The organism is Streptomyces sp. NPDC005805, from assembly GCF_040630445.1.
Classification (GTDB): Bacteria; Actinomycetota; Actinomycetes; order Streptomycetales; family Streptomycetaceae; genus Streptomyces.
The window spans coordinates 72490-98517 of record NZ_JBEXXN010000004.1 but is presented as its reverse complement, the minus strand read 5'-3'; the positions used below and the strand labels follow the sequence as shown (position 1 = coordinate 98517).

27 protein-coding genes are annotated in these 26028 nt (G+C 73.5%); 19 read left to right on the top strand and 8 right to left on the bottom strand.

Going from position 1 to position 26028, the window contains the following annotated elements; translation table 11 throughout:
* Window positions 1-59: 59 nt before the first annotated feature.
* The 7 genes from glmS (at window position 60) to ABZ457_RS04040 (ending at window position 8049) form a co-directional block, all read left to right on the top strand.
* Window positions 60-1907: a glutamine--fructose-6-phosphate transaminase (isomerizing) gene (gene glmS / locus ABZ457_RS04070; protein ID WP_359153639.1), complete on the top strand. Its 1848-nt coding sequence runs from the start codon at window positions 60-62 to the stop codon at window positions 1905-1907.
* A 61-nt stretch (window positions 1908-1968) separates the two neighbouring features.
* On the top strand, window positions 1969-2337 hold the full coding sequence (locus ABZ457_RS04065; protein WP_359153637.1) for a holo-ACP synthase: 369 nt from the start codon (window positions 1969-1971) through the stop codon (window positions 2335-2337).
* Between the two features lie 313 nt (window positions 2338-2650).
* Window positions 2651-4114 carry an NAD(P)H-hydrate dehydratase gene (locus ABZ457_RS04060; protein ID WP_359153635.1) on the top strand — a complete coding sequence of 488 codons (1464 nt, stop codon included), beginning with the start codon at window positions 2651-2653 and terminating at the stop codon, window positions 4112-4114.
* Window positions 4115-4504: 390 nt separating this feature from the next.
* Window positions 4505-5743, top strand: a complete 1239-nt coding sequence (alr, locus tag ABZ457_RS04055; protein WP_359153633.1) for an alanine racemase — start codon at window positions 4505-4507, stop codon at window positions 5741-5743.
* A 101-nt stretch (window positions 5744-5844) separates the two neighbouring features.
* A complete protein-coding gene (locus ABZ457_RS04050; RefSeq protein ID WP_359153631.1) occupies window positions 5845-7071 on the top strand; it encodes an alpha/beta hydrolase in 1227 nt (408 codons plus the stop codon).
* Window positions 7043-7633, top strand: coding sequence for a tRNA (adenosine(37)-N6)-threonylcarbamoyltransferase complex ATPase subunit type 1 TsaE (gene tsaE / locus ABZ457_RS04045; RefSeq protein ID WP_359153629.1), 591 nt, complete (start codon window positions 7043-7045; stop codon window positions 7631-7633). Before ABZ457_RS04050 ends, tsaE begins: the two co-directional genes overlap by 29 nt.
* Window positions 7634-7854: 221 nt before the next feature.
* Entirely contained in the window at window positions 7855-8049 is a 195-nt protein-coding gene (locus tag ABZ457_RS04040) for a hypothetical protein (protein WP_359153627.1), read from the top strand.
* 77 nt (window positions 8050-8126) lie between these two features.
* Here ABZ457_RS04040 and ABZ457_RS04035 read toward each other — a convergent pair whose 3' ends face one another.
* Window positions 8127-8684, bottom strand: a complete 558-nt coding sequence (locus ABZ457_RS04035) for a hypothetical protein (protein ID WP_359153625.1) — start codon at window positions 8682-8684, stop codon at window positions 8127-8129.
* A gap of 106 nt (window positions 8685-8790) precedes the next feature.
* On the opposite strand from ABZ457_RS04035, the gene tsaB reads away from it, so the two are divergent.
* Genes tsaB through ABZ457_RS04015 form a run of 4 tightly spaced genes read left to right on the top strand, consistent with a single transcriptional unit; the run spans window position 8791 to window position 11372 of the window.
* Complete coding sequence (gene tsaB, locus ABZ457_RS04030) at window positions 8791-9462, top strand: tRNA (adenosine(37)-N6)-threonylcarbamoyltransferase complex dimerization subunit type 1 TsaB (protein ID WP_359153623.1); 672 nt, start codon at window positions 8791-8793, stop codon at window positions 9460-9462.
* Between the two features lie 20 nt (window positions 9463-9482).
* Entirely contained in the window at window positions 9483-9947 is a 465-nt protein-coding gene (gene rimI, locus ABZ457_RS04025; protein WP_359153776.1) for a ribosomal protein S18-alanine N-acetyltransferase, read from the top strand.
* A complete protein-coding gene (gene tsaD / locus ABZ457_RS04020) occupies window positions 9940-11091 on the top strand; it encodes a tRNA (adenosine(37)-N6)-threonylcarbamoyltransferase complex transferase subunit TsaD (protein ID WP_359153621.1) in 1152 nt (383 codons plus the stop codon). Before rimI ends, tsaD begins: the two co-directional genes overlap by 8 nt.
* Entirely contained in the window at window positions 11088-11372 is a 285-nt protein-coding gene (locus ABZ457_RS04015; protein ID WP_359153618.1) for a hypothetical protein, read from the top strand. The genes tsaD and ABZ457_RS04015 overlap by 4 nt, the downstream gene beginning before the upstream one ends.
* Window positions 11373-11405: 33 nt before the next feature.
* On the opposite strand, the gene ABZ457_RS04010 is transcribed toward ABZ457_RS04015, so the two are convergent.
* Window positions 11406-12056, bottom strand: a complete 651-nt coding sequence (locus ABZ457_RS04010) for a hypothetical protein (RefSeq protein ID WP_359153616.1) — start codon at window positions 12054-12056, stop codon at window positions 11406-11408.
* Between the two features lie 5 nt (window positions 12057-12061).
* Complete coding sequence (locus ABZ457_RS04005) at window positions 12062-13273, bottom strand: SAM-dependent methyltransferase (protein ID WP_359153614.1); 1212 nt, start codon at window positions 13271-13273, stop codon at window positions 12062-12064.
* A 280-nt stretch (window positions 13274-13553) separates the two neighbouring features.
* Here ABZ457_RS04005 and ABZ457_RS04000 point away from each other — a divergent pair, with 280 nt between their 5' ends.
* The 3 genes from ABZ457_RS04000 to groL all read left to right on the top strand — a co-directional run bounded on the left by ABZ457_RS04000 (window position 13554) and on the right by groL (window position 16739).
* Window positions 13554-14468 carry a polysaccharide deacetylase family protein gene (locus ABZ457_RS04000; RefSeq protein WP_359153612.1) on the top strand — a complete coding sequence of 305 codons (915 nt, stop codon included), beginning with the start codon at window positions 13554-13556 and terminating at the stop codon, window positions 14466-14468.
* 240 nt (window positions 14469-14708) lie between these two features.
* Window positions 14709-15017 carry a co-chaperone GroES gene (gene groES, locus ABZ457_RS03995; RefSeq protein WP_147987721.1) on the top strand — a complete coding sequence of 103 codons (309 nt, stop codon included), beginning with the start codon at window positions 14709-14711 and terminating at the stop codon, window positions 15015-15017.
* A gap of 96 nt (window positions 15018-15113) precedes the next feature.
* On the top strand, window positions 15114-16739 hold the full coding sequence (gene groL / locus ABZ457_RS03990; RefSeq protein WP_359153609.1) for a chaperonin GroEL: 1626 nt from the start codon (window positions 15114-15116) through the stop codon (window positions 16737-16739).
* A gap of 112 nt (window positions 16740-16851) precedes the next feature.
* Here groL and ABZ457_RS03985 read toward each other — a convergent pair whose 3' ends face one another.
* From ABZ457_RS03985 to ABZ457_RS03975, 3 genes are all read right to left on the bottom strand, one after another.
* Complete coding sequence (locus tag ABZ457_RS03985; protein WP_359153607.1) at window positions 16852-17352, bottom strand: ester cyclase; 501 nt, start codon at window positions 17350-17352, stop codon at window positions 16852-16854.
* A 133-nt stretch (window positions 17353-17485) separates the two neighbouring features.
* Window positions 17486-18259: an SDR family oxidoreductase gene (locus ABZ457_RS03980; protein ID WP_359153605.1), complete on the bottom strand. Its 774-nt coding sequence runs from the start codon at window positions 18257-18259 to the stop codon at window positions 17486-17488.
* 79 nt (window positions 18260-18338) lie between these two features.
* The gene (locus tag ABZ457_RS03975) at window positions 18339-19025 is read right to left on the bottom strand and encodes an MOSC domain-containing protein (RefSeq protein ID WP_359153603.1); all 687 of its coding nucleotides are present in this window, start codon (window positions 19023-19025) and stop codon (window positions 18339-18341) included.
* A gap of 80 nt (window positions 19026-19105) precedes the next feature.
* On the opposite strand from ABZ457_RS03975, the gene ABZ457_RS03970 reads away from it, so the two are divergent.
* Window positions 19106-19996, top strand: coding sequence for a LysR family transcriptional regulator (locus tag ABZ457_RS03970; protein ID WP_359153601.1), 891 nt, complete (start codon window positions 19106-19108; stop codon window positions 19994-19996).
* 145 nt (window positions 19997-20141) lie between these two features.
* On the opposite strand, the gene ABZ457_RS03965 is transcribed toward ABZ457_RS03970, so the two are convergent.
* Complete coding sequence (locus tag ABZ457_RS03965; RefSeq protein WP_359153599.1) at window positions 20142-20465, bottom strand: WhiB family transcriptional regulator; 324 nt, start codon at window positions 20463-20465, stop codon at window positions 20142-20144.
* Between the two features lie 484 nt (window positions 20466-20949).
* Between ABZ457_RS03965 and ABZ457_RS03960 the strand changes: the two genes are divergently transcribed.
* From ABZ457_RS03960 to ABZ457_RS03945, 4 genes are all read left to right on the top strand, one after another.
* Window positions 20950-21561, top strand: coding sequence for a response regulator transcription factor (locus tag ABZ457_RS03960; RefSeq protein WP_003948568.1), 612 nt, complete (start codon window positions 20950-20952; stop codon window positions 21559-21561).
* 209 nt (window positions 21562-21770) lie between these two features.
* Window positions 21771-22358 (top strand): sigma-70 family RNA polymerase sigma factor, encoded by a 588-nt coding sequence (locus ABZ457_RS03955; protein ID WP_018847454.1) that lies wholly within the window; start codon window positions 21771-21773, stop codon window positions 22356-22358.
* 139 nt (window positions 22359-22497) lie between these two features.
* The gene (guaB, locus tag ABZ457_RS03950) at window positions 22498-23997 is read left to right on the top strand and encodes an IMP dehydrogenase (RefSeq protein ID WP_359153596.1); all 1500 of its coding nucleotides are present in this window, start codon (window positions 22498-22500) and stop codon (window positions 23995-23997) included.
* A gap of 127 nt (window positions 23998-24124) precedes the next feature.
* Window positions 24125-25249, top strand: a complete 1125-nt coding sequence (locus ABZ457_RS03945; protein WP_018847452.1) for a GuaB3 family IMP dehydrogenase-related protein — start codon at window positions 24125-24127, stop codon at window positions 25247-25249.
* 106 nt (window positions 25250-25355) lie between these two features.
* Here ABZ457_RS03945 and ABZ457_RS03940 read toward each other — a convergent pair whose 3' ends face one another.
* Entirely contained in the window at window positions 25356-25868 is a 513-nt protein-coding gene (locus ABZ457_RS03940; RefSeq protein ID WP_359153593.1) for a hypothetical protein, read from the bottom strand.
* Window positions 25869-26028: the final 160 nt, after the last annotated feature.

The following is a 26028-nucleotide window of genomic DNA, read 5'->3' as shown; positions in this document are numbered from 1 at the left end:
CCGGCCGACGCACCCCGGACCGGGCGGTGCCCGGCGCGAGCGCCCCTTAGGCTGCCGCCATGTGCGGAATCGTGGGTTACGTCGGCGGACAGTCGGCGCTCGAAGTGGTCATCGCCGGGCTGAAGCGGCTGGAGTACCGCGGGTACGACTCGGCCGGGGTCGCGGTCCTCGCGGACGGCGGGCTCGCCGCGGCGAAGAAGGCCGGCAAACTCGTCAATCTGGAGAAGGAGCTGGTGGAGCGGCCGTTGCCGAGCGGCTCCACGGGCATCGGGCACACCCGGTGGGCCACCCACGGCGGCCCCACCGACGCCAACGCCCACCCCCATCTCGACAACGCGGGCCGGGTGGCGGTCGTCCACAACGGGATCATCGAGAACTTCGCCGCGCTGCGCGCCGACCTCGCGGAGCGCGGCCACGACCTGGCGTCCGAGACGGACACCGAGGTCGTCGCGCACCTCCTCGCCGAGGCGTTCTCCTCCTCCGGCGACCTCGCCGAGTCGATGCGCATGGTGTGCCGGCAGCTGGAGGGCGCGTTCACCCTGGTCGCCGTGCACGCGGACGAGCCGGACGTGGTCGTCGGCGCCCGCCGGAACTCGCCCCTGGTGGTCGGCGTCGGCGAGGGGGAGTCCTTCCTCGCCTCGGACGTGGCCGCCTTCATCGCGCACACCCGGTCCGCGATCGAGCTGGGCCAGGACCAGGTGGTGGAACTCCGCCGCGACGGCGTGACGGTCACCGGCTTCGACGGCGCGCCCGCCGAGGTGCGTTCGTACCACGTCGACTGGGACGCCTCCGCCGCCGAGAAGGGCGGCTACGACTACTTCATGCTCAAGGAGATCGCCGAGCAGCCCAAGGCGGTCGCCGACACCCTCCTCGGCCGGATCGACGCCTCGGGTGTGCTGAGCCTCGACGAGGTCCGCATCCCGGCGCACGTGCTGCGCGAGGCGACCAAGGTCGTCGTGGTGGCCTGCGGCACCGCGTTCCACGCCGGTCTGATCGCCAAGTACGCCATCGAGCACTGGACCCGCCTCCCCTGCGAGGTCGAGCTGGCGAGCGAGTTCCGCTACCGGGACCCGATCCTGGACCGCAGGACCCTGGTCGTCGCGATCTCGCAGTCCGGCGAGACGATGGACACGCTGATGGCGCTGCGCCACGCGCGGGAGCAGGGCGCGCATGTGCTGGCCATCTGCAACACCAACGGGTCGACCATCCCGCGCGAGTCCGACGCCGTGCTCTACACCCACGCCGGCCCGGAGGTCGCGGTCGCCTCCACCAAGGCGTTCCTCACCCAGGTCGTGGCCTGCTACCTGGTCGCGCTCTACCTGGGCCAGGTGCGCGGCACCAAGTGGGGCGACGAGATCCGGGACGTCATCCGGGACCTGGCGGGCATCTCCGGTCAGGTGGAGCGGGTGCTGGAGACGATGGAGCCGGTGCGGGAGCTGGCGCGCTCGCTGGCGCACAAGAACACCGTCCTCTTCCTCGGCCGGCACGTCGGGCACCCGGTGGCCCTGGAGGGTGCGCTCAAGCTCAAGGAGCTGGCGTACATGCACGCGGAGGGCTTCGCCGCGGGCGAGCTGAAGCACGGGCCGATCGCGCTCATCGAGGAGGACCTGCCGGTCGTGGTGGTGGTGCCCTCGCCGCGCGGGCGCTCGGTCCTGCACGACAAGATCGTCTCCAACATCCAGGAGATCAGGGCCCGGGGCGCCCGGACGATCGTCATCGCGGAAGAGGGGGACGAGGCGGTCGTGCCGTACGCGGACCACCTGGTCCGCATCCCGGCGACGCCCACCCTGCTCCAGCCGATGGTCGCGACCGTCCCGCTCCAGGTCTTCGCCTGCGAGCTGGCGACCGCCCGGGGCAACGAGGTGGACCAGCCGCGCAACCTGGCGAAGTCGGTGACGGTGGAGTGAGCCCGGTGAGCCCGGTGAGCCCGGGGCGGCGGATCGCGGGCGGGGCGGGAGGGCCCGGCCGGTGATCATCGGGGTGGGGATCGACGTGGCGGAGGTCGACCGCTTCGCCGCGTCGATGGAGCGCACACCGGCCATGGCGCGGCGGCTGTTCGTGGAGCACGAACTCCTCCTCCCGAGCGGCGAACGCCGGGGGTACGCCTCCCTCGCGGCGCGCTTCGCCGCGAAGGAGGCGCTCGCGAAGGCGCTGGGCGCGCCGGCCGGACTGCTCTGGACGGACGCGGAGGTGTACGTCGAGGGCTCCGGCCGCCCGCGCCTGCGCGTCAGCGGCACGGTCGCGGCCCGGGCGGCGGAGCTGGGGGTGCGCTCCTGGCATGTCTCCCTCAGCCATGACGCGGGGGTGGCGTCGGCGGTGGTGATCGCGGAGGGGTGAGCACGGGTGGCCGGCGGCCGTGTGGCGACGACCTGTGTGGTGCGGGCACACGGTGTGGCGGCCCGTGTGGGGCGGCTCCATGTGTTGGCCCCGGTCCATGTTGGCCCGGTCCGTGTGGGGCCGGCACGTGTGCGGTCCGTCCGTGTGGTGCGCGCACATGTGGGACCGGTCCATGTAGGGCCGGCACATGTGCGGCGCGCCCGCGCCCCGGCGCGCTCGCCGTTGCCGGCCGGGGCAACTCGGTTCGCCGGGGCGCGACTTGCCCGCGCCGCGCGTCCGGGCGGGGCAGCGGCCGGTGGGGCAGACTCGGGGCATGCGTACCGCGTACACCGTCGAAGCCGTCCGTCACGCCGAGGCCCAGCTCATGGCGCGGCTGCCCGACGGGGCGCTGATGCAGCGCGCCGCCGCCGGGCTGGCCGCCGCCTGCGCGGGGCTGCTGGGGCGGGTGTACGGCGCCCGGGTGGTCCTGCTGGTCGGCAGCGGCGACAACGGCGGAGACGCCCTGTTCGCGGGCGCCCGCCTCGCCCGGCGCGGAGCCGGGGTGACGGCCGTGCTGCTGTCCCCAGGCCGCGCGCACCGGGCCGGGCTCGACGCCCTCCGTACCGCCGGCGGGACGGTCGCCGACGACCCGTTCGAGCCCCTGGCCCGGGCCGATCTCGTCCTGGACGGGATCACCGGCATCGGCGGCCACGGCGGACTCCGCCCGGACGCCGTCCCCGTCGCCCGGGCCGCCCGGGGCTCGGACGCCGTCGTGGTCGCCGTCGACCTGCCGAGCGGTATCGAGGCGGACACGGGCGAGGTGCGGGGCGAGGCCCTGCGCGCCGATCTGACGGTGACCTTCGGGGCGTACAAGGCGGGGCTCCTCGTCGACCCGGCGCGGGAGCTGACCGGGACCGTCCGCCTGGCTCCCATCGGGATCGAGGACGACCTGCCCTCCGTACCCGAACTGGAGGCCCTCCAGCACCTGGACGTGGCCCGGCTGCTGCCGCTGCCCGCCGCCGAGAGCGACAAGTACCGGCGCGGGGTCGTCGGGGTCGTCGCCGGGTCAGCCCGGTACCCCGGGGCGGCGGTGCTGGCCGTCGCGGGGGCGCTGCGCGGCGGCGCGGGGGCCGTCCGGTACGTGGGGCCGGGCGCCGACGCGGTGATCGCGCGCTTCCCGGAATGCCTGGTCAGCGTGGGCCGGCCGAGCGAGGCGGGCCGGGTCCAGTCCTGGGTCGTCGGCCCGGGCATCGGCGAGAACCGGGACGCGGTGCGCGAGGTGCTCGCCTCGGACGTGCCGGTCCTGGTCGACGCGGACGGCCTGCGCCTGCTGGAGGCGGCCGAGGTACGGGACCGGACCGCGCCCACCCTGCTGACCCCGCACGCCGGGGAGGCCGCGGCCCTGCTCGGGACCGCCCGCGAGGAGGTCGAGGCGGCCCGCCTGGCGTCCGTCCGCGAACTGGCGGCCCGGTACGGCGCGACGGTCCTGCTGAAGGGGTCCACCACCCTGGTGGCCGCCCCCGACGGGCGCTCCCCGGTGCGCGTCAACCCGATGGGCACCCCGTGGCTGGCCACGGCGGGCAGTGGCGACGTCCTCTCCGGCCTCGCGGGCTCCCTCCTCGCGACGGGCCTGGGCGCCCGCGACGCCGGCTCCGTCGCCGCGTACCTCCACGGCCTCGCCGCCCGCCTCGCGGCCACGCGGGGCGTCCCCCTCACGGCATTCGAGGTCGCCGAAACCCTCCCGACCGCCTGGCACGACATCCACGCGGTGGCCGCCCCGCCCGCGTCCCTGACCTGATCCCCCGGGCGGGCCGGTCCCGGCCGCCGTATGGCGGGCGCACATGTGTGGGCCCGCCGTGTCGACCGGGGACACACCCCTGCCGGGCGGCATCCATGTGATCCGGGCCCATGTGACCCGAGCCCATATGACCCGGGCCCATGTGGCCCCGCCCCAGGTGGCGGCCCCCCACCTGCCGGTCCCGCGCTCCCGGCCACGCGCCACGCCCGGCCCCGCGGGTACCCGGTCCCGACCGTGGCCGGGGCCCGGCAAACCCACCCGCCCCCGCGTGTCGCCCGGGGGCGCGGGCGCTCCCCGTGCCCCGGGCGACGCGGCCCCCCGGCGACGGGGTGACGCAGGTGGCCGCCGGGCGTACGGAGCCGGGCGGGGGGCTCTGAGAGACTGGGCGGGATGAGCCAGACACCGCCACCGCAGCCCGCACCGCCGAGAGCCCGCGCCGAGGTCGATCTCGGCGCGCTGCGCGCCAACGTCCGCGCGCTGCGCGCTCGCGCCCCGCGCGCCGCGCTGATGGCCGTCGTCAAGTCCGACGCCTACGGCCACGGCATGGTCCCCTGCGCCCGCGCCGCCCTCGCGGCCGGCGCCGGCTGGCTGGGCACCGCCACCCCGCACGAGGCGCTCGCCCTGCGCGCCGCGGGCATCGGCGGCCGGATCATGTGCTGGCTGTGGACACCCGGCGACCCCTGGCGCGCCGGCATCGAGGCGGACCTCGACATGTCGGTGAGCGCCATGTGGGCCCTCACCGAGGTCACGGCCGCCGCCCGGGAGGCCGGCCGCCCCGCCCGCGTCCAGCTCAAGGCCGACACCGGCCTCGGCCGCAGCGGCTGCGCCCCCGCCGACTGGCCTGCCCTGGTCGCCGCCGCCCGAGCCGCCGAGGCCGAGGGCCTGATCAAGGTCACCGGCCTCTGGTCCCACTTCGCGTGCGCCGACGAGCCGGGCCACCCCTCGATCGCCGCCCAGCTCCACGTCTTCCGCGACCTGCTGGACCACGCCGAGAAGGCCGGGATCGACCCCGAGGTGCGCCATATCGCCAACTCCCCGGCGACCCTCACCCTTCCGGAGTCCCACTTCGACCTGGTCCGCACGGGCATCGCCGTCTACGGCGTCTCACCCGCCCCCGAACTCGGCACGCCCGCCGAACTCGGCCTGCGCCCGGTGATGACGCTCGCCGCCTCCCTGGCGCTGGTCAAGCACGTCCCGGCGGGCCACGGGGTCAGCTACGGCCACCACTACGTCACCGGGCGCGAGACGACCCTCGGCCTGGTCCCGCTCGGCTACGCGGACGGCATCCCGCGCCACGCCTCCGGCACCGGCCCGGTCCTGGTAGGCGGCGAGTGGCGACGGGTCGCCGGGCGGGTGGCGATGGACCAGTTCGTCGTGGATCTCGGTGGGCAGACGGTCGACGAGGGCAGCGAGGTGCTGCTCTTCGGCCCGGGCGACCGGGGCGAACCGACCGCGGAGGACTGGGCGCGGGCGGCGGGCACGATCGGGTACGAGATCGTCACCCGCATCGGCTCCCGGGTGCCCCGCGTCCACCTCGACCCGGACCCGGAGACGGACCCGGACCCCGAGTCCGTCCCGGAAGCGGACGCGGAAACGGGCCCCGCCCCGGCGGGGGCCACCGCCCGCTGACGGACCCCGACCCAGCCCGACCCCCAGCCCGGCACCCGGACCCGGACCAGCACCCGGACCGCCACGCACGACGCGTCGACGAGACGAACAGGAGAGGCACGGTGAGCGAGACCAGCACGGGGGACGTCGCCGAGGCCGCCGCGGCGGTCGCGGCGGCGGGCAGTTGGCGCCGCGCGGGCGTCGCCGGAGCCGCGATAGGCGTGATCGCCGCCGGCGCCGCGGCGGGCGTCGCGATCGAACGCCTCACCGTCGGCCGCGGCATGCGCAAGAAGGCCCGCCTCGCCCTCGACGCGACGGGACCCTACGGCTCCCTGCGCGGTGTCCCCGGCCGCGCGGTCGCCGACGACGGCACGGTCCTCTACTACGAGGTCGACGACGTCGACCCGGAGGCGGCCGCGCCCCGGCGCCGGCGCCTCTTCGGCCGCAAGGCGCCCGCGCCCGTCACCGTCGTGTTCAGCCACGGCTACTGCCTGAGCCAGGACTCCTGGCACTTCCAGCGGGCCGCCCTGCGCGGACTCGTGCGGACCGTCCACTGGGACCAGCGCAGCCACGGCCGCTCGGCCCGCGGCACGGCCCAGTCCGGCCCCGGCGCGGTGCCGGTCTCCATCGACCAGCTCGGCCGGGACCTGAAGGCCGTGATCGACGCCGCCGCCCCCGAGGGCCCACTGGTCCTCGTCGGGCACTCCATGGGCGGTATGACGATGATGGCGCTCGCCGCGCACTTCCCCGAGCTGGTGCGGGACCGGGTGGTCGCCGCGGCCTTCGTCGGCACCTCGGCCGGCCGCCTCGGCGAGGTCAACTACGGGCTGCCGGTCGCGGGCGTCAACGCCGTGCGCCGGGTCCTGCCGGGTGTGCTGAAGGCCCTCGGCTCCCAGGCCGAGCTGGTCGAGCGGGGCCGCCGGGCCACCGCCGACCTGTTCGCCGGGCTGATCAAGCGGTACTCGTTCTCGTCCAGGGACGTGGACCCGGCCGTCGCCCGCTTCGCGGAGCGCATGATCGAGTCCACCCCGATCGACGTGGTCGCCGAGTTCTACCCGGCCTTCACCGAGCACGACAAGTCCGAGGCGCTGGACGTGTTCGCCGGCGGCCCGGTCCTCGTCCTCGCGGGCGACAAGGACCTGGTCACGCCCAGTACGCACAGCGAGGCCATCGCCGACCGGCTGCCCGACGCGGAGCTGGTCGTCGTCCCGGACGGCGGCCATCTGGTCATGCTGGAGCACCCGGAGGCCGTCACGGACCGGCTGGCGGACCTGCTGGTGCGGGCGGGCGCGGTGCCGGCAGCGGCTAACGTTGGCAGCTATGGAAGCACTGCACAGCCCGGCGGCTGACCCGGCCGCCGCATCCCCCGCCGACCGGGGCGAGGCGTCGTCCGCGTCCCCCGTCGAGGTCCGTTCCGTCCGCGTCACGGTCGACTCCCCGGAGCGGATGCGGGTCCTGGGGCGCGCGCTGGCGGAGCGCCTGCGTCCCGGGGACCTGGTGATGCTCACGGGCGAACTGGGCGCGGGCAAGACGACGCTCACCCGCGGCCTGGGGGAGGGGCTCGGGGTGCGGGGCGCGGTCACCTCGCCGACCTTCGTCATCGCCCGGGTGCACCCGCCGCTGGCCGCCGGGCCGGCACTGGTCCACGTCGACGCGTACCGCCTGGGCGGCGGGCTCGACGAGATGGAGGACCTCGATCTCGACGTCTCGCTGCCCGAGTCCGTGGTGGTCGTGGAGTGGGGCGACGGCAAGGTGGAGGACCTCTCGGAGGACCGCCTCCACGTCCTGATCCACCGCACCTCGGGCGACACCGACGACGACCGCCGCGAGGTGACCCTGCACGGGTACGGGCCGCGCTGGGCGGACGCGGACCTGGCCGGCCTCACCGCCCCGGACGCCCCCACGGCCTGATCCGGGCCCGCTGCACCGCCGGACCTGCACCGGCACCCGCTCCCGCCGCCGCTCCACCCGTTTCCGAGCCCCGCTCCGGCCCGCCGTGCCCCACCCGCGCCGTGCGTTCCGACAAGGTGTCGGGAAATTGTTGCGCGGGTGGCCTTCTGCGTGATGACATGGGGGCAAGACTTGGTTAGGTATACCTCACCACGCCTGCCCCAGGAGCCCAGGAGGCGTCCATGCCGGCATCGGAGCGCGAAGCACAGTCCCCCCGGCCGTCGTCCGAGGCGGATCCCCGGCCGCCCGCCGGCCTGTCCATGCGCGATCTGCTGGCGTCCTGCGCCGCGGCGAGCGCCGTCTCCACCCCGCCGCGCGAGCTGCCCCGCACCGCCGCGCCCCGGGAGACGGCACACGACCACCGCGACGCCGCCTGAGCGGGAGCCCGCGGACCGCCCGGACCGTGATTCCCGAGGCGCGTTGCGGGACGACGACTCAGTTGCGGGACGACGACTTACGGGACGACGACGACCTTCGAGCCGATCGTCGCGAACTTCCACATCGCGTCCCCGTCCGCCCGCGTCATCCGGACGCCGCCCGTCTTCTTCGACGGGTCCGGGCCGGCCATCGAGCCGTCCACGGCGGCGCTGAACCCGATCGCCACCCGGTCGACCACCGCGAAGCGCACGACGTGCTCGATCGGCACCCCGTCCGAACCGGCGACCTTGCCCGAGCGCGAGGTGACCGCGTAGGACCCGGGCCGCGGGTTCACCGTCGAGGGCATCACCTCGAAGGTCCGCGGCTTGCCCTCCTCGCCGACCAGCCAGACGCGGCGGTCGCCGAGCCGGTACACGACCCGCTCACCGGTCCCGGAGTCGGCCGGCACGGCCAGCGGGTCCTTCGCCTTCTCCTCGGGCCCGCCCGAGGCCTTCGCGGACGGGACCGCCTGCGGGCGCTTCGACGCGTCGAGGCTGTCGGGGACGTTGGCCTGCGCCTGGTACGCGAGGAACCCGACGACGGCCAGCGCCGCCGCCGTGAGCCCGGCCACGAGTCCCGAGCTGCTCCGTGCCACCGTGTCCCGCCTTTCGCCCGCACATCCCGATCGTGGTGACGGTAGCAGCAGCCGTCGTGTTCGAGCGGGCACCGTGCCCGCTCCCCGGGAGCCGTAGGCTGTTCGCGTGCTCTTGCTCGCCATGGATACCGCCACCGCCGCCGTCACCGCCGCCCTGCACGACGGCTCCTCCGTCGTCGCCGAGTCCACCCGCGTGGACGCCCGCAGACACGGTGAGCTGCTGCTTCCCGCCGTCGACCGGGTGCTCGGCGAGGCCGGGACGAAGCTCGACGCCGTCACCGGGATCGTGGTCGGCGTCGGCCCGGGGCCGTACACCGGGCTGCGCGTGGGGCTGGTGACCGCGACGACCTTCGCGTCCGCCCTGGGTGTCCCCGTCCACGGCGTCTGCACCCTCGACGGCCTCGCGTACGCCTCCGGTCTGGAGGAGCCCTTCACGGTGGCGACGGACGCGCGGCGCAAGGAGGTCTACTGGGCCCGGTACGCCGACGCCCGCACCCGCCTCACCGACGCCGCCGTGGACCGGCCCGCCGACATCGCCGAGCAGGTCGCGGGGCAGCCCGCGGTCGGCGCGGGCGCGCTGCTGTACCCGGAGACCTTCCCGGACGCGCGCGGGCCCGAGCACGTCAGCGCGGCGGCCCTCGCCTCCCTGGCCGCCGAACGCCTGGCGGCGGGCGGGGACGGCGGCTCCGGGGACGGCTTCCTGGACCCGCTCCCGCTGTACCTGCGCCGCCCCGACGCCCAGGTGCCGAAGAACTACAAGGTGGTCACCCCCCGGTGAACACGGCCGTCCTGCGGGAGATGCGCTGGTGGGACATCGGGCCGGTGCTGGAGCTGGAATACGCCCTGTTCCCCGAGGACGCCTGGTCGGAGGGGATGTTCTGGTCCGAACTCGCCCACGCCCGGGGTGCCGGGGCCACCCGCCGCTATGTCGTCGCCGAACTGGACGGCGCCCTGGTCGGCTACGCGGGCCTCGCCGCGGCCGGCGGGCTCGGGGACGTGCAGACCATCGCCGTCGACAAGAGCCAGTGGGGCACCGGGCTCGGCGCCCGGCTGCTCACCGACCTCCTCCAGCACGCCACCGCCTTCGAGTGCGACGAGGTCTTCCTCGAAGTGCGCGTGGACAACACCAGGGCGCAGAAGCTGTACGAGCGCTTCGGCTTCGTGCCGATCGGATTCCGCCGCGGCTACTACCAGCCCGGCAACATCGACGCCCTCGTGATGCGCCTGACCGTCCAAGGAACAGAGAACCCCTCCCATGGCTGACGAACCGCTCGTACTCGGTATCGAGACCTCCTGCGACGAGACCGGGGTCGGTGTCGTCCGAGGCACCACCCTGCTCGCCGACGCCATCGCCTCCAGCGTGGACACGCACGCGCGGTACGGCGGCGTCGTGCCCGAGATCGCCTCCCGCGCCCACCTGGAGGCCATGGTCCCCACCATCGAGCGCGCCCTCGCCGAGGCCGGCGTCTCGGCGCGCGACCTGGACGGCATCGCCGTCACCGCCGGACCGGGCCTCGCGGGCGCGCTGCTGGTCGGCGTCTCGGCGGCGAAGGCGTACGCGTACGCCCTGGGCAAGCCGCTGTACGGGGTGAACCACCTGGCCTCGCACATCTGCGTGGACCAGCTGGAGCACGGGCCGCTGCCGGAGCCGACGATGGCCCTGCTGGTGTCCGGCGGGCACTCCTCGCTGCTGCTCGCGCCGGACATCACGGCCGATGTGCGGCCCATGGGCGCGACGATCGACGACGCGGCGGGGGAGGCGTTCGACAAGATCGCACGCGTGCTCGACCTGGGCTTCCCGGGCGGGCCGGTGATCGACCGGCTGGCGAAGGAGGGCGACCCGGAGGCGATCGCCTTCCCGCGCGGCCTGAGCGGTTCCCGGGACCCGGCGTACGACTTCTCCTTCTCCGGGCTGAAGACCGCCGTGGCGCGCTGGATCGAGGCGAAGCGGGCGGCGGGCGAGGAGGTGCCGGTGCGGGACGTGGCGGCCTCCTTCCAGGAGGCGGTGGTCGATGTGCTGACCCGCAAGGCGGTCCGGGCATGCAAGGACGAGGGCGTGGACCATCTGATGATCGGCGGCGGGGTCGCGGCCAACTCCCGGCTGCGCGCGCTGGCCCAGGAGCGGTGCGAGCGGGCGGGCATCCGGCTGCGGGTGCCGCGTCCGAAGCTGTGCACGGACAACGGGGCGATGGTCGCCGCGCTGGGTGCGGAGATGGTGGCCCGGAACCGGCCGGCCTCGGACTGGGAGCTGTCGGCCGACTCCTCCCTCCCGGTGACCGACCCCCATGTGCCCGGCGCACATGGTGCGGCGGCACATGGGTCGGACGCACATGGGGGCCACACACATGGCCACGACCACGATCACGACCATCTGCACGAACTCAGCAAGGAGAACCTGTACCCGTGAGCGTCGTCGCCCTGATGTGGGAGGCCCGCGCCACCGAGGGCCGCGGCGCCGAACTCCTGGAGTGGGCGCGGGCCCAGGTCCTGGCCCGGGAGCCCCTGCGCCGCGAGACCTTCCGCGCGGGCGGCGACCGGGTCCTCGTCATCACCTGGTGGGAGACCCCGGACCCGACCGCGGACCTCCCCGAACTCCCGGAACCGGCCGCGGGCGCGGTCACCCGCCCGGTGCACCGCTGGCGCTTCGAGTCGGTGGACGTCTCGCTCCCGGGCCCGGGCCACGGGTAGCCCGCGGCCTTCCCCGCGCGCCCCTTCGTCCGGTCACCGGTGGTGGGCTGCCAGATGGGCGTTTCCCATGTCCACGACGACCCGCAGAGCCCGAGGCGTCACGCTTTCGTCGAAGGACAGGAACCGCTCCCTGAAGTGCGAGGACGCGGCGCACAGGTGCAGGGCCGTCTGCGCCTGCGCCACGAAGGGCACCAACTCCTCGTCGCAGCACGGGTGCTCCCCGTCGATCCGGGCCCGCAGGGCCGCCTCGAAGGAGTCGTGCTCGCCGTCGTACGCCCAGGTGTCCAGGCTCCGCAGCAGCGGGAACCGTGCCACCGCTTCCCACCTGGCCAGCGGCACGGTGTCGTACCCGGCGGGCCCCGCCCGGTCCGACGCCCGCAGCAGCCCGGCGAGTTCCCCCAGGAACCCGGGGACGCTCAGCTGCCCCGCCGCCCCGAGCCAGGCCCGGCGGGCGTACTCGGGGCAGCCCGCGAAGAACTCCTCGGAGAACGTGACCGCCAGGTAGTCGGCCTGGGACGCCAGGGGCTGCAGCACCGCGCGCCACGGTTCCTCCCAGTACGCCGCCCCCAGCACCCGCCGCAGACGCGCGACCTCCCGTTCCGGCGGCTCACCGTCCCGGCACACCACGGCGACCAGCTGGAAGAGCGGGCCGCCGGTGAAGACGCCCTCGGGGTGCAGGGCCACCGCGCTCACCTTCCTCCGGGCCGTACCGGCCGGCCCAGCAGCATCGACGGGGCGCCGTCCGTGCGGGTCAGGAAGACGGTGGCCGCGTTCGGGCCCTGGGGCTTCATCCTGCGGCGGAGTTCCTCCGGTTCGACGGCGGAGCCGCGCTTCTTCACCGTCAGGGTGCCCACCTCGCGCTCCCGGAGCAGGGTCTTCAGGCGCTTCACGCCGAACGGCAGGACGTCGGTGATCTCGTACGCGGTCGCATACGGCGTCGGGCGCAGTTCGTCGGAGGTGATGTAGGCGATGGTGGCGTCGATCAGGCCGCCGGAGAGGTCCTCGGCCGCCTCGGCGACGAGGTGGGCGCGGATGACCGCGCCGTCCGGCTCGTAGAGGTAGCGGCCCACCTCGCGCACCGCAGGGTCCGGCAGGCCCCGGCCGAGGAGGGTGTGCGGGCCCGGGAGGAGGGTCGCCCGGACCGCGCCCGGGGCGGTGCCGAACCAGAGGACGGCCTCCTTCACGTCGCCCCCGTCCGAGATCCACTCCGCCTCGGCGTCCTCGGGCACGGCCTCGTGGGGGATGCCGGGGGCGACCTTGAGGGCGGCGTGCGGGCGGGCGCGGGCCGCCTCGACGGCCCAGGACAGGGGCGGGGAGTACGCCTCCGGGTCGAAGATCCGGCCCCGCCCGCCGCGCCGGGCCGGGTCCACGAAGACGGCGTCGTACCCGGAGGTGTCGACGTCCGCCACGTCGCCGCAGCGGACCTCGATCAGGCCGGCGAGCCCCAGAGCCTCCGCGTTGGCGCGGGCGGTCGCCGCGGTGAGCGGGTCGCGGTCCACGGCGAGGACCCGGATGCCGGCGCGGGCCAGGGCGAGCGCGTCGCCGCCGATGCCGCCGCAGAGGTCGGCGACGCTGCGCACCCCGAGCGCGGCGAACCGGCGGGCCCGGTGCTCCGCGACCGCGCGGCGGGTGGACTGCTCGACGCCGTTCGGGGTGAAGAACATCCGCCCCGCGTCCTCGGCGCCGAACTTCGCGGCGGCCCGCTGCCGGAGCCTGGCCTGTCCGAGGGCCGCCGAGACGAGCGCGGCCGGGTGGTCACGGCGCAGCCGGGTGGCGAGGGCCAGCTCCTCGGCGGGGTCGTGGTCGGCGAGGGAGGCGAGCAGGTCGGCCCCCTGCCCGGTGCGCAGGGCGGCGAGGGCGGCGAGCGGGTCCTGCGGGTCGAGCGGGTCGAGGTCGTTCACCGGCCCATTGTCCACCGGGAGTCCCCGGCCCCCGGCCCCCGCCCGCGCACCGGCCCGGCCCCCGCCCGCGCACCGGCCCGGGCCCGGGCCGCGCACCGGTCCGAGCCCCCGCCCACCCGGCCCGGCCCCGCCCATCACCCTCCCTCCGCCCGCCCCGCGCCCGCCCCCTGTCCGCCGCCCGGGGGACGGTCGGCCCCCGCGGGCGGTGTCGGCCGGGCACGGGGACGGTCCGCTGACAGGATGCGACGCCATGCAACTAGTACGACAAAAGGGAAAGCTGATGACTTTTCGTGTGCGAGCGGCCCTCGCGGCGTTCGTCGTCGCCGCCCTGGGCGCGGGCTGCGCCGCCGAGACGCGCGGGACGGACCCGGCCGCGACCCCCGCGGCCGGCACCAGGGCCGAGGAGGAGCGCCGGGCCGCCGAGGAGGAAGGGGCGGCCGGTGCCCTGGCCGTGCAGGCCGAGAAGGTGCGCCGCGCCCAGGCGGCCCGCGCGGTCGCGGCGAAGAAGTGGGGCCTGGCCAAGACCCCGCTCGCCGCGCCCCCGCCCCCCGCCGCCAAACCGCGCATCACCACCCGCAAGGGCTTCGAGGTCACCGGCGGCGCGGGTCTGCCGCCCGTCTTCACCACCGTCCCCACCAAGGAGAAGATCGTCTTCCTGACGATCGACGACGGCGCGGAGAAGGACCCGGAACTGCTGCGGATGCTGTCCGAGCTCCGGATCCCGTACAGCGCCTTCCTCAGCGACTACGTCATCAACGACGACTACGCCTACTTCGAGAAGATGCGCGACAGCGGGGTGGCGCTGCACAACCACACCCTCAACCACCGCTATCTGCCGGGCCTGTCGTACGCGCAGCAGAAGCGCGAGATCTGCGGCCAGCAGGAGAAGCTCCAGAAGCGCTACGGCACCCGGCCGCGCCTGTTCCGCCCGCCGTACGGCAACTACAACGGCGACACGCTGCGGGTCGCCAAGTCCTGCGGCGTCGAGGCGGTGCCGCTGTGGGCGGCCGAGGCGTTCCCGGACCGCATGGAGTGGCGCGAGTGGGACCGGGACCTGCACCCGGGCGACATCATCCTCACCCACTTCCGCGGCAAGGGGGCCTGGAAGGGCTCGATGCCCGACATGATCCGCCAGGTCATGCGGACGGTCACCGACAAGGGGTACGCCGTGGCCAAGCTGGAGGACTACGTCTGAACCGCGCGCCCGGGTCAGGGGCGCGACACCGATACAGCCCTCCGCGCCGCGCCGCGGAGGGCTGTATTGGCACTCCGCTTGACCGAGTGCTAATCGCAGTCATAGTCTCGCTCCTGGCACTCACCACTGGAGAGTGCCAACACAGCGACGGGCAGGTCCGGCACCCGCGACGACGGATCCACCTGGTCGCCACCTCAGATCAATTGACCCCGTGAGATCTCCGAAGGGGGAGGTCGGATCGTGACGACCGCCAGCTCCAAGGTTGCCATCAAGCCGCTCGAGGACCGCATTGTGGTCCAGCCGCTCGACGCCGAGCAGACCACGGCCTCTGGCCTGGTTATTCCGGACACCGCCAAGGAGAAGCCCCAGGAGGGCGTCGTCCTGGCCGTGGGCCCGGGCCGCTTCGAGAACGGCGAGCGTCTTCCGCTCGACGTGAACGTCGGCGATGTCGTGCTCTACAGCAAGTACGGCGGCACCGAAGTGAAGTACAGCGGCGAGGAGTACCTCGTCCTCTCGGCTCGCGACGTGCTCGCGATCGTCGAGAAGTAATTCACCGATTTGCTTTCGAACCGCGCCCCTGGTCACCCCGCTGATTGCCGGGCGGCGAGGGGCGCGGCTCGTTTCGAGAGGACTTGAGAAAGCTCCATGGCGAAGATCCTGAAGTTCGACGAGGACGCCCGTCGCGCCCTTGAGCGCGGCGTCAACAAGCTTGCCGACACCGTCAAGGTGACGATCGGCCCCCGCGGCCGCAACGTCGTCATCGACAAGAAGTTCGGCGCTCCCACCATCACCAACGACGGTGTGACCATCGCCCGCGAGGTCGAGGTCGAGGACCCGTACGAGAACCTCGGCGCCCAGCTGGTGAAGGAGGTGGCGACCAAGACCAACGACATCGCGGGTGACGGCACCACCACCGCCACCGTGCTGGCCCAGGCCCTGGTCCGCGAGGGTCTGCGCAACGTCGCCGCCGGCGCCTCCCCGGCCGCCCTGAAGAAGGGCATCGACGCCGCCGTCAAGGCCGTCTCCGACGAACTGCTGGCGACCGCGCGCCCGATCGACGAGAAGTCCGACATCGCCGCCGTCGCCGCGCTCTCCGCGCAGGACCAGCAGGTCGGCGAGCTCATCGCCGAGGCGATGGACAAGGTCGGCAAGGACGGTGTCATCACCGTCGAGGAGTCCAACACCTTCGGTCTGGAGCTGGACTTCACCGAGGGCATGGCCTTCGACAAGGGCTACCTGTCGCCGTACATGGTGACCGACCAGGAGCGCATGGAGGCCGTCCTCGACGACCCGTACATCCTGATCCACCAGGGCAAGATCTCCTCCATCCAGGACCTGCTGCCGCTGCTGGAGAAGGTCATCCAGGCCGGCGCCTCCAAGCCGCTGCTGATCATCGCCGAGGACGTCGAGGGCGAGGCCCTGTCGACCCTGGTGGTCAACAAGATCCGCGGCACCTTCAACGCGGTGGCCGTCAAGGCCCCCGGCTTCGGCGACCGCCGCAAGGCGATGCTCGGCGACATGGCCACCCTCACCGGTGCCACCGTCATCGCCGAGGAGGTCGGCCTCAAGCTCGACCAGGCCGGTCTGGACGTGCTGGGCACCGCCCGCCGCGTCACCGTCACCAAGGACGACACCACGATCGTCGACGGCGGCGGTGAGTCGGCCGACGTGGCCGGCCGTGTCAACCAGATCAAGGCCGAGATCGAGAGCACGGACTCCGACTGGGACCGCGAGAAGCTCCAGGAGCGCCTCGCGAAGCTGGCCGGCGGCGTGTGCGTGATCAAGGTCGGCGCCGCCACCGAGGTGGAGCTGAAGGAGAAGAAGCACCGTCTGGAGGACGCCATCTCCGCGACCCGCGCCGCGGTCGAGGAGGGCATCGTCTCCGGTGGTGGCTCCGCGCTCGTCCACGCCGTCAAGGTGCTGGACGGCAACCTCGGCAAGGAGGGCGACGAGGCCACCGGTGTCGCCGTCGTCCGCCGCGCCGCCGTCGAGCCGCTGCGCTGGATCGCCGAGAACGCCGGCCTGGAGGGCTACGTCATCACCTCCAAGGTGGCGGAGCTGGAGAAGGGCAACGGCTTCAACGCCGCGACCGGCGAGTACGGCGACCTGGTCAAGGCCGGCGTCATCGACCCGGTCAAGGTGACCCGTTCCGCGCTCGAGAACGCCGCCTCCATCGCCTCCCTGCTGCTCACGACCGAGACCCTGGTCGTCGAGAAGCCGGCCGAGGAGGAGGCCGACGCGGGCCACGGCGGCCACGGCCACAGCCACTGAGGCATCCGGCCGCGCCCCCACGGGCGCGGCCGCGGCAAGGCCCCCGTCCCGCGAGTGCGGGGCGGGGGCCCTGCCGTGTTCCGCCGTTCGTGGTTCCGCCGGGCGTACGTGCTCAGGCCGCGCCGAGCTGGTGCATCAGGCCGAGCCGGTCGTAGTGCCACCAGCCCTCGGCGATCCGCCCGCCGTGGAAGCGGAAGAGGACCGTCCCGGTCATGGCGCACTGCTCGCCGGTCGCCGGGATCCCCTCGAACTCGCCCTTGTGCCACCCGGTCCAGGTCCACAGCAGGACCACGTCCTCGCCCTCGGCGACCTGGCGGTCGAGTTCGAAGGAGAAGTCGAACGCGGCCCGCCAGGCGAGGAGTTCACGGCGGACCGCCTCCGGACCGCGGGCCCCGCCAGGGGCGGGCGGCTCGCCGGGCCGGGCCGCGGTCTCCGGGACCTCGTCCGGGCCGTGCCTCCGGTAGTTGGCGGCGAACACCTCGCCCAGCGCGTCCAGGTTCCCGCCGTTGGCGATCTCGTGGAAGAAGCGCCGGGCCACGGCCGCGTTCCGCTCCTCCGGCTCCGCGAACGGCTCTACGACCGCTTCCGCGATCGGTTCCGGCTCCGGTTCCATGGCGCTCCCAGCGTCGGCGGACGGACGGGACGACGCGTCCATTTTAGTGACGCCCACCACATTCCGCCCCGCGTGTCCGCCCCGTGTGTCCGCCCCGGGGCTCATGCCCCGCGCGCCCCGGGGCGCCCCCGCCTCACTTCGGGCCGTACTTGCGGCCCGTCCGCGAGGTCAGCCCGCCCAGCAGGCTCCGGGGCGTCAGCTTCACCACGCCCATCAGCGCCTTGTACCGGGGGTCCGGGATCGACAGGGACTTGCCCTTCGCCAGGTCCGCCAGCGCGGCCGCCACCAGCTTGTCGGCGTCCAGCCACATCCAGCCGGGGATGTTGTCCGTTCCCATCCCCGCCCGCTGGTGGAACTCGGTCCGCACGAAGCCGGGGCAGAGGGCCATCAGCCGCACCCCGGAGCCCGCCAGGTCCCGCGCCGCGCCCTGGGTGAACTGCACGACCCACGCCTTGGACGCCCCGTAGGTGCCGCGCGGCACGAACGCGGCCACGGACGCCACGTTCACCACCCCGCCGCGCCCGCGCTCCCGCATCGACTCCGTCGCGGCGGCGGTCAGCCGCAGGACCGCCTCGCAGTGCACCTTCAGCATCGTGAGCTCGTCCGCCATGGGGACGTCGAGGAACCGGCCCTTGTTGCCGAAGCCGGCGTTGTTGACCAGCAGGTCGACGGGGTGCCGGCGGTCGGCGAGCCGCTGCTCGACCGCGGTGATCCCGGCCTCCGCGGACAGGTCGGCGGTCAGCACCTCGGCCTCGATGCCGTGGCGGTCGTGCAGTTCGGTGGCCTGCTCGCGCAGCCGTGCGGTGTCACGGGCGACCAGCACCAGGTTGTGGCCGTCGGCCGCGAGCCGTCGGGCGAAGGCGGCCCCGATGCCCGCGGTCGCTCCCGTGATCAGTGCAGTTGTCATAGGCGGCACGTTAGTGGTCCCGGTGTCGGCACCGGGTGAGAGGGCCGATCCGCAAGACGGGCCCCGGGCCCATGTGCTGTCAGCGGGCGCCCTCGCCCGCCACCGCGTCGCCGTACTTCTCCGCGTAGGCGCGGGCGGCCCGCAACTGCTCGGGGTGCAGCGCCTCGCCCGCCGCCAGCACCCGGGGCAGCAGGGTGCGCTCCACGGTCTCGGCCCGGAACGACATCGCGACCGTCACCTCGTGGTCCGGCCGGTGCACGACCGCGATCGGGTCGCCCGCCCGGATCTCGCCCGGCACGATCACCCGCAGATACGCGCCGGGGGCCGAGTCCCGCGTGAAGCGCCGCACCCAGCCCCGCTCGCCCAGATGGCTCGCGAAGGTCCGGCAGGGGATGCGCCCGCTGGTGACCTCCAGCACGAGGTCCGCGCCGACGCGCCACCGCTCGCCGATCAGCGCGCCGGTCACGTCCAGACCGCTGGTGGTCAGGTTCTCGCCGAAGGAGCCGTTGGCCAGTGGCCGGCCCAACTCCCGCTCCCAGCGGTCCAGATCCTCGCGCGCGAAGGCGTACACCGCCTGGTCGCTGCCACCGTGGTGACGCAGGTCGGAGATCTCGTCCCCGGCCAGCCCGCTGCCGCCCTCCCCCTTGGGACCCGGGTCGCGGACGAGGACGGGGCCCTCGACGGGCCGCTTGTCGATGCCGGTCGCGCCGTTGTCGGCGTAGTCGGCAGGGCGGAGGGGACCCGCGTTCACGGTGAGAAGCTGCATGGGGGCACGCTAACCCGCATTCGCTCAAAGAAACCAGGCGATATTTCTCGCATACCCCAAGGCTCCCTTATGCTCGACGGGTGATCGAAGCCCGCCATCTCCGTGTCCTGCGCGCCGTCGCCGCCACCGGCTCCTTCTCCGCCGCGGCCCGTGAACTGGGCTGCACCCAGCCCGCGGTCAGCCAGCAGATGAAGGCCCTGGAAACCTCCGCGGGTACCCCGTTGCTGATCCGCACCGGCCGGGAGATGCGCCTCACCCAGGCCGGGGAGGTGCTGGTCCGGCACGCCGCCGGCATCCTCGCCGGGCTGACGGCGGCCGAGGAGGAGATCGCCGCGATCGCGGGCCTGCGGGCCGGACGGGTCCGGCTGGTGTCCTTCCCGAGCGGCAGCTCCACCCTGGTCCCCACCGCCCTGGCCGCCCTGCGCACCGACCACCCCGGCACCCGGGTCTCCCTGGTGGACGCGGAGCCGCCCCGCTCCGTCGAGATGCTCCGGGAGGGGGACTGTGACATCGCGGTGGCCTTCCGGTACGGCGGCGCCGGGGCCGAGTGGGACGACCTGGTGGTCCGGCCGCTGCTGACCGACCGGCTCGTCGGCCTGGTGCCCGAGGCGCACCCGCTGGCGGACGCGGGGACGGTGGCGATCGGGGACCTCGCGGAGGAGTCCTGGATCGCGGGCTGTCCCCGCTGCCGCCGCCAGCTCGTGGAGGTGTGCGAGGAGGCGGGCTTCGCGCCCCGTATCGACTTCGCCACCGACGACTACCCGGCGGTGATCGGCCTGGTGGGCGCCGGTCTCGGCGTCGCGGTGCTGCCGGAACTCGCCCTGGAGTCGGTGCGCCCCAAGGGGGTGCGCACGGTGGCGGTGGACCCCCCGGTGCACCGCGAGATCGTGGCGCTCACCCTCCCGGACCTGTCGCAGGTCCCGGCGGTGGCGGCCACCCTCGACCGCCTGGCGCGGGCGGCCGCGCGCTGACGGGCCGGCGGCCCGGGGCGGGTACGGGCGGCCTGAGCGGGTCCGGGGCCCGGACCGGCGGGGCGGCGGGCGCGGCCAGGACCACACGCGCGGCTTCGCCCTCGCGTGCAGGAACGTTTCTTCGATAAGTCGTCGTGTGCGGGTGTCAGCCGCGGGCGGTGCCCCCGGCACTCGTCGCGGGGACCAGACGGTGGCGGGCCCGGCCCATGAGCTCCTCGCGCTCGTCCTCGGTCAGCCCGCCCCAGACCCCGTAGGGCTCGCGGACGGCCAGCGCGTGCGCGGCGCACTCCGCCCGGACCGGGCAGCGCATGCAGACCTCTTTCGCGGAGTTCTCGCGTGCGCTGCGGGCCGCTCCGCGCTCGCCCTCCGGGTGGAAGAAGAGCGAGCTGTCGACCCCGCGGCAGGCCGCGAGGAGCTGCCAGTCCCACAGATCGGCGTTGGGTCCGGGAAGGCGAGAGAAATCTGCCATAGCGCATGTCCCCTTGAAACCGTGCTGGTTGGAGGGCCCTGGGTGGAACAGGGCCGGTAGGAACGGGCGGGGCCACGGGCCGGTGAGTGCCCGGATCAGCGTCCCGCGCTGTGCCAACGACCGTACATCTCCTGTGTAAGTAGATGTAAATATGACTCATTGCGAATCTAGCCATAGACACCAGCTAAAGGGAAGAAAACCGTCTGAATGGGGCACGATCTCCCGGTGGCGGCCGGATGCGGGCCCGACGCCGGTGCGGTGACCTGCGGCGCTTCCCTCCGTAGGGGTCCGCTCACGCACGGTGCGAAGAGGTTCACCCGAGCCGTAACTCTTTCGAGTGACCATCGTTGAGAGAGCGAGGCGGTTGAAAGAAGAAGCTGTCGGGCACATGTCCGACAGCGTTCAACCGCACAGGTGACGAAACGTACCCAGCCTGGAGGCTCAAGGTGACGCGCATTGGCTGCGAGAGCCACGGAGGTCAGTCATGACGTCCGTCCTCGTCTGCGACGACTCCCCGCTTGCCCGAGAGGCGCTGCGCCGCGCGGTCGCGACCGTGCCCGGCGTCGAGCGCGTGACGACCGCGGCCAACGGGGAGGAAGTCCTCCGCCGCTGGGGCGCCGACCGCTCGGATCTCATCCTGATGGACGTGCGCATGCCCGGCCTGGGTGGTGTCGAAACGGTCCGCCGGCTGCTGTCGGCCGACCCCGGCGCGCGGATCATCATGCTCACCGTCGCCGAGGACCTCGACGGCGTCGCCCTCGCCGTCGCGGCCGGCGCCCGCGGCTATCTGCACAAGGACGCCTCGCGCGCCGAACTGCGCGCCACGGTCACCCAGGCGCTCGCCGACCCCACCTGGCGGCTCGCCCCGCGCCGGCTCCGCTCGGCCGAGATGGGCGCCGCGCCCACCCTCACCGCGCGGGAGATCCAGGTGCTCGAAGGCATGAGCCACGGCCGCTCCAACGCCGAGATCGGCCGGGAGCTGTTCCTCTCCGAGGACACGGTCAAGACGCACGCCAGGCGGCTGTTCAAGAAGCTCGGCGCCTCGGACCGGGCACACGCGGTGGCGCTCGGATTCCGGTGGGGCCTGGTCCGCTGAGTGGGCCGGCACGGGGTGACGGATGCCCGAGGGCATCCGTTTCCCGCGCGATGCCGCATCCTTGAGGTGTGGAGTTCCTCGGGGACGATTCGGTCGAGCGGGAGGGGAGGGCGCAGGAGATGAGTTCCGGCGCACCTGCTCATAACGCTTCGGTGCACAACACGGGAGGCGGTGCCGCGCAGGCGCCGCCGCCGAGGCACGATGGACCGATGCGTGACGACAAGGGGGCCGGCGCCCAGGGCGCCATCGGAGCGCTGGTGCACCGTGCCGTCGACGGCGACGAGCAGGCCACGCACGACCTGCTCGCGCACGTCCATCCGCTGGCACTGCGCTTCTGCCGCTCCCGTCTGAACCGGCTGCCCGGGGACGCGCGCCATTTCGCCGACGACCTCGCCCAGGAGGTCTGCGTGGCGGTGCTCATGGCCCTGCCGCGCTACAAGGACACCGGACGCCCCTTCGAGGCGTTCGTCTTCGCCATCGCCTCGCACAAGGTCGCCGACCTCCAGCGCGCCGCGATGCGCCACCCCGGCTCCACGGCCGTGCCCTCCGACGAGATGCCCGAGCGGCCGGACGACTCCCTCGGGCCCGAGGAGCGGGCGCTCCTCAGTGACGACGCCGAGTGGGCGCGCAAGCTCCTCGCCAATCTGCCGGAGAACCAGCGCGAACTGCTGGTGCTGCGCGTCGCCGTGGGACTGACCGCGGAGGAGACCGGGCAGATGCTGGGGATGTCGCCCGGCGCCGTCCGGGTCGCCCAGCACCGGGCGCTCAGCCGGCTGCGGGCGCTGGCCGAGCAGTAAGGGTCACCGCTCGCGGGTGTCCCTCACGTACACGTAGGAACGTCCAAAGCTGCTCGTGGATCTTGATCGTGGAATGAGACACGGTCGCGGCCCGTTAGCATGGACATCCGCACCGATCAAGGCCATTGGGGAAGGTGTCATGACCAACGTCGACGGAGTGCCCGAGAAATTCGCGACACTCGGGCTGACCTACGACGATGTACTGCTGCTGCCGGGTGCGTCCGAGGTGCTCCCCAACGCGGTCGACACCTCGTCCCGCATCTCCCGGAACGTGCGGGTCAACATCCCGCTGCTCTCCGCGGCGATGGACAAGGTGACCGAGTCCCGGATGGCGATCGCGATGGCCCGGCTGGGCGGCGTCGGCGTGCTGCACCGCAACCTCTCCGTCGAGGACCAGGTCAACCAGGTCGACCTGGTCAAGCGCTCCGAGTCCGGCATGGTCACCGACCCGATCACGGTGCACCCGGACGCGACCCTCGCCGAGGCGGACGCGCTCTGCGCCAAGTTCCGCATCAGCGGCGTCCCCGTCACCGACCAGGCCGGCAAGCTGCTGGGCATCGTGACCAACCGCGACATGGCCTTCGAGTCGGACCGCACGCGCCAGGTGCGCGAGGTCATGACGCCGATGCCGCTGGTCACCGGCAAGGTGGGCATCTCCGGTGTGGACGCCATGGAGCTGCTGCGCCGCCACAAGATCGAGAAGCTGCCCCTGGTCGACGACAAGGGTCTGCTCAAGGGCCTGATCACGGTCAAGGACTTCGTCAAGGCGGAGAAGTACCCGAACGCGGCCAAGGACGCCGAGGGCCGGCTGCTCGTCGGCGCCGCCGTGGGCGCGAGCCCGGAGGCGCTGGAGCGGGCCCAGGCGCTGGCCGGCGCCGGGGTGGACTTCCTGGTCGTCGACACCTCGCACGGCCACAACAGCAACGCGCTGAGCTGGATGTCGAAGATCAAGTCGAGCGTGAACATCGATGTGATCGGCGGCAACGTCGCCACCCGTGACGGCGCGCAGGCGATGATCGACGCCGGTGTCGACGGCATCAAGGTGGGCGTCGGCCCCGGCTCCATCTGCACCACCCGCGTGGTCGCGGGCATCGGCGTCCCGCAGGTCACCGCGATCTACGAGGCGTCCCTCGCGGCGCGGCCCGCCGGTATCCCGCTGATCGGCGACGGCGGCCTCCAGTACTCCGGCGACATCGGCAAGGCCCTCGCGGCCGGCGCGGACACGGTGATGCTCGGCAGCCTGCTCGCGGGCTGCGAGGAGTCGCCCGGCGAGCTGATGTTCATCAACGGCAAGCAGTTCAAGTCGTACCGGGGCATGGGCTCGCTCGGCGCCATGCAGTCCCGTGGCCAGGGCCGGTCCTTCTCCAAGGACCGCTACTTCCAGGCCGACGTCGCCTCCGACGACAAGCTCGTGCCCGAGGGCATCGAGGGCCAGGTGCCCTACCGCGGCCCGCTCGCGAACGTCCTGCACCAGCTGGTCGGCGGTCTGCGCCAGACCATGGGTTACGTGGGCGCCGGCAGCATCGAGGAGATGGAGTCCAAGGGCAGGTTCGTGCGGATCACCTCCGCCGGCCTCAAGGAGAGCCACCCGCACGACATCCAGATGACGGTCGAGGCGCCGAACTACAGCAGGAAGTAGCAGGGTGGGCGGACACCGCCCGGACGCAGTACCCGCTCCCCGGGGGCGGTCCCGGGTCGCCGGGGCCGCCCCCGGGTGTGTGTCGGGGATACTGGTAGCGCCAGACGTAGAGGGAAAGGCCACACACGTGACTGAGATCGAGATCGGGCGCGGCAAGCGCGGGCGCAGGGCGTACGCGTTCGACGACATCGCCGTCGTGCCGAGCCGCCGCACGCGGGACCCGAAGGAGGTCTCGATCGCCTGGCAGATCGACGCCTACCGCTTCGAGCTGCCGTTCCTGGCCGCTCCGATGGACTCGGTCGTGTCCCCGGCGACCGCCATCCGCATCGGTGAGATGGGCGGTCTCGGCGTCCTCAACCTCGAAGGGCTCTGGACGCGTTACGAGGACCCGCAGCCGCTGCTCGACGAGATCGCCGGCCTGGACCCGGAGACCGCCACCCGCCGTCTCCAGGAGATCTACGAGGCGCCGATCAAGGAGGAGCTGATCGGGCAGCGCATCAAGGAGGTGCGCGACTCGGGTGTCGTCACCGCCGCCGCGCTCTCCCCGCAGCGCACCGCGCAGTTCTCCAAGGCCGTGGTCGACGCGGGTGTGGACATCTTCGTCATCCGCGGGACGACCGTCTCCGCCGAGCACGTCTCCGGCGCGGCCGAGCCGCTCAACCTCAAGCAGTTCATCTACGAGCTGGACGTCCCGGTCATCGTCGGCGGCTGCGCCACCTACACGGCCGCGCTGCACCTGATGCGCACCGGCGCCGCGGGTGTGCTGGTCGGCTTCGGCGGTGGCGCCGCGCACACCACGCGGAACGTGCTGGGCATCCAGGTCCCGATGGCGACCGCCGTGGCCGATGTGGCCGCCGCCCGCCGCGACTACATGGACGAGTCCGGCGGCCGGTACGTCCACGTCATCGCGGACGGCGGCGTGGGCTGGTCCGGCGACCTGCCGAAGGCGATCGCCTGCGGTGCGGACGCGGTGATGATCGGCTCCCCGCTGGCCCGTGCGACGGACGCGCCGGGCAAGGGCCGCCACTGGGGCATGGAGGCGGTCCACGAGGACGTGCCGCGCGGCAAGCTGGTGGACCTGGGCATCGTCGGCACCACCGAGGAGGTCCTCGCGGGTCCCTCGCACAGCCCGGACGGGTCCATGAACTTCTTCGGCGCGCTGCGCCGGGCGATGGCGACGACGGGCTACAGCGAGCTCAAGGAGTTCCAGCGCGTCGAGGTCACGGTGGCGGACTCCCAGCACCGTCGCTGACCCGGCGCGGCGCGAGCGCGCTCGCGCCCCGGCTCGGCCCGGCAGCCCGAAAGGCCCGGTACCGCTCGGCGGTACCGGGCCTTTCGGCATGTGCGGCCGGGGAAGGTCAGTCGTTGGCCTTCTTGGCGCCACCGAAGGCGGTGATCGCGGCGATGGCGAGGAAGACCCAGGTCATGGCCTCGGCGGACTCGGACCATGCCGTGGTCAGCAGGTCGAACTGGTCGATGAAGATCTCCGAGAAGGAGGTGTTCAGGTCGTCGGCCACGATCATCGCGATGCCGATGAGCTGGCCGAGGTAGACCGCGCCGACCGCGAGGACCGCGCTGACGATCGGGAGCAGCGGGTTGCGGCCGCCGACCTTGGCCGCGGCGAAGCCGATGAGGAAGCCGACCGCGATGGCCGCGTACCCGACCTCCCGCTCGATGGCCCCGGCGAGCGCGCCATAGGCGCCTGCCGTCACCAGCGCCGCGACGACGGCGACCAGGATGCCGAGGCCGAGCTTCTCGCGGACCGGGGCCGGCGGCGGGACCGGGGCGAACGGTGCGCCCGGCGTACCCGGCGCACCGGGGGCGTTCTGCGCGAACGGGTTGCCGGACGGCGGCGGTACGGGCTGGCCCATGTGAAAGTTCCCCCTGGAGGCGTGAATTGCGTCGCACGAGCGTGCGAGCGGTTCCGGACACTAGCAGTCCGGAACGACACTCCGCCCCTCGGTTACATGACCGTTGCACATGTGTCCGGGCCCCATGTGTGCGCCGCCTATGCGCCGCCTATGTGCCGCG